Source organism: Arthrobacter sp. Y3223164 (assembly GCF_059091005.1).
The window spans coordinates 1-3230 of sequence record NZ_JBNHGF010000313.1 but is presented as its reverse complement, the minus strand read 5'-3'; the positions used below and the strand labels follow the sequence as shown (position 1 = coordinate 3230).

Annotated in this window: 2 protein-coding genes; both read right to left on the bottom strand. The window is 68.8% G+C overall.

The window, feature by feature from the left end:
- Positions 1 to 439: 439 nt before the first annotated feature.
- A complete protein-coding gene (locus tag AC5RUJ_RS13170; RefSeq protein WP_494128318.1) occupies positions 440 to 949 on the bottom strand; it encodes a DUF2087 domain-containing protein in 510 nt (169 codons plus the stop codon).
- Positions 946 to 3120: an NAD-dependent DNA ligase LigA gene (ligA, locus tag AC5RUJ_RS13165; protein ID WP_494128319.1), complete on the bottom strand. Its 2175-nt coding sequence runs from the start codon at positions 3118 to 3120 to the stop codon at positions 946 to 948. Before ligA ends, AC5RUJ_RS13170 begins: the two co-directional genes overlap by 4 nt.
- Positions 3121 to 3230 lie beyond the last annotated feature (110 nt).

The window sequence follows — 3230 nt, the reverse complement described above, 5'->3', positions numbered from 1 at the left end:
CGGCCTCCGAGCGTGCGCTTTCGTTGCGCCGGCCGCCGCGGTTCCAGCCCTGGCCGCGCCGGGTCCGCCTGGCACGCTGTCCAATACCGGAGACCACGGCGAAACCGACCCAGATGAACCACCAGGGGAAACCGTCGGCAAAGAATTCGTTCATGGCTCACCTCGCACATCCATCGTCCCATGGCGGGTGATGCCAGTCACGATAGTTTCACGAGACTGCGGGAGAACGGTTTGGGCCCGCGTGGTGCTGCCAGTATCCATCTCCCCGCTGAGAGCGGCCTATAACGTCGAGAACGCTGTATATCGTCGAAACCGGCCGATAAAGCCGCACGCCGGGACGATAAAGGCCGCTTTCGCGACGCCCGTGCAACTACCCCGCTGGGGGCCCCGGCGTCGGCGCGGTTATGCCGCGTCGGCACACGTTCCGCCCCTCGCGCGGCTACGGCTGCCCGGGGCCGTTGGCGCGGCGGTGGCCGACCCGGTAGTCGCTGCCGTCCGGCTCGCGGTCCAGGAAGCCGTCATCGACCAGGGCACGGCGGAGCATCGGCACATCGGAGGTGAACGCGGCCAGCCGGGCGTTCAGGTCCTTCTCAGCCATGACCTCGCCTCCGGCGATGACGCGGTCGCGGATGTAGCCCAGCAGTTCCAGCCGGTCCGAGGCGCGGGACGGCAGCACCACCAGCCCGCCGGTGAGAAACCTTTCCGGCCCGGCCGGCCCGGGTTTCCGGGCCGCGGCCAGCGCGGCCTTGAAGACGCGCGACTCGACGGCGAGGGCCCCGCCGTCGTCCGTCACCAGGCCGGAGGCAACCAGCTTCTGCCGTTCCTTGAGGGTCATCTCCGGCTGTTGGCCCAGCACCAGGGCGGCATAGAGCCCGCGCAGCCGCTCGCTGGCCAGGGCGGAGAGCAACTGCTGCCAGCTGGCGGCGGGCCCTGGCCGCTCCCCCGTCATGCCGTGCCGGTTTCCAGCAGCCGGCGGAAACCGTCCTCATCCAGCACTGTCAGGCCCAGGGACTCGGCCTTGTCCAGCTTGGTCCCCGCGTTCTCGCCGGCCACCACATAGCTGGTGTTCTTCGAGACGGAGCCCGAGGCCTTGCCGCCGCGGATGATGATCGCTTCCTTGGCCTCGTCACGGCTAAAGTTCGGCAGCGTACCCGTCACCACCACGGTCAGCCCCTCCAGGGTGCGGGGCATGCTCTCGTCCACCTCGTCGGCCATCCGCACGCCGGCGGCGGCCCAGGCGTCGACAATCCCGGCATGCCAGTCCTCGGCGAACCACTCTTTCAGCGCCGCCGCGATGGTGGGACCGACGCCGTCGACGTGCGCCAACTGGTCCTCGCTGGCGGCCCGGATGGCGTCCATCGAGCCGAAGGCCGTGGCCAGGGCGCGGGAAGCGGTGGGACCCACGTGCCGGATGGACAAAGCCACCAGGACGCGCCAGAGCGGCTGGGTCTTGGCCTTCTCCAGCTCCTCGAAGAGCTTCCTGGTGTTGGCCGTGGGAACCGAGGGCTTCTTGGCGGTGCCCTTGGTGTAGAAGTAGGGCACCAGCTCGATCTCGCCGGTGGGCACCCCCTTATCCTTTTTCTCGCGCCGGATCCGCACGTCGGCCAGGTCCTCGGGCCTGAGGCTGAAAATCCCGGCCTCGTTGGTGAGCGGAGGCTGTTCGGGTTCGGCCGGCCGGGTCAGCGCGAACGCCGCCTCGTAGCCCAGCGCTTCGATGTCGAAGGCGCCGCGGCCGGCCAGATGGGCCACCCGCTCGGTCAGCTGCGCCGGGCAGGACTTGGCATTCGGGCAGCGCAGGTCGACGTCGCCCTCCTTGCCGGGAGCCAGCGGGGTGCCGCACGAGGGGCAGTCGGTGGGCATCACGAACTCGCGCACCGGCGGATCCTGCGCATCCCGCAGCGCCAGCACCGGGCCCACGATCTCCGGGATGACGTCGCCGGCCTTGCGCAGCACCACGACGTCGCCGATCTTCACGCCCTTGGCCTTGACCACGTCCTGGTTGTGCAGCGTGGCCATCTCCACGGTGGAACCGGCCACCTTCACCGGCTCCATCACCCCGTACGGCGTCACCCGGCCGGTGCGGCCCACGTTCACCCGGATGTCCAGGAGCTTGGTGTGGACCTCTTCCGGCGGATACTTATAGGCCACGGACCAGCGCGGCACCCGCGAGGTGTGGCCCAGCGCGCGCTGCAGGCCGAAGTCGTCCACTTTGACCACGATGCCGTCGATTTCGTGCAGCAGGTCGTGGCGGTGCTCGCCGTAGTGCTCGATGAACTCCAGGATCTCTTCGTAGCTGTCCACGACCTTGAAGTAGGGGCTGGTGGGCAGCCCCCATTCCTGCAGCAGGGCGTAGGTCTCCGATTGGCTCTCGGCCTCGAGCCCTTCCCGGGCGCCGATCCCGTGGACGAACATATGCAGCGGCCGCTCGGCCGTCACCTTCGGGTCCTTCTGCCGCAGCGAGCCGGCCGCCGAGTTCCGCGGGTTCGCGAACGGCGCCTTGCCGGCCTCCACCATCCGCTCGTTCAGGGCCAGGAAGTCCTTGGTGGGGATGAAGATTTCGCCGCGGATCTCCACCTCGGCCGGGATGTTGCTGCCGGAGAGCCGGCGCGGGATGTCCGCGATGGTCAGGGCGTTGTGGGTGATGTCCTCGCCGGTCGTGCCGTCCCCGCGGGTTGCGGCGCGGATGAGTTCACCGTTGCGGTAGAGCAGGTTGACGGCCAGGCCGTCGATCTTCACTTCACTGAGCCAGCGCAGCTTCCTGCCGTTGCCCAGGTTGGCCACCGACGCCGTGGCGCGGTCCACCCAGGCCTTCAGTTCGTCCAGCGAAAAGACGTCCTCCAGCGAGTACATCCGCTGCAGGTGTTCCACCGGGGCGAAGGCGGCCGAGACCTCGCCGCCGACTTCCTGCGTGGGCGAGTCGTTGGCCACCAACTCCGGGTGCAGGGCCTCGATTTCCTCCAGCCGCCGGTACAGCCCGTCGAATTCGGCGTCCGAGACCAGCGGGGCGTCCTCGTTGTAGTACGCGTAGCGGTACTTGCGGACGTCCTCGGTCAACTGCTCGTACTCGTGGCGGATTTCGTCGCTGGGAATCCCGCTGGCAGGTGTTTCGACTGTGCTCACCTGACTATCTTGCCCGAGAAGCGCGGTTCAGGCGACGACGGCGGTGCTCGCGTGCCCCGGGCGGACCGGCGGCCGCTCAGTCTTCGGCGTCCGGCCGTTCGTCGAGCAGC

Excerpts from the sequence above, each read along its gene's own strand:
- AC5RUJ_RS13170 (WP_494128318.1), bottom strand. The coding sequence starts at position 949 with ATGACGGGGGAGCGGCCAGGGCCCGCCGCCAGCTGGCAGCAGTTGCTC.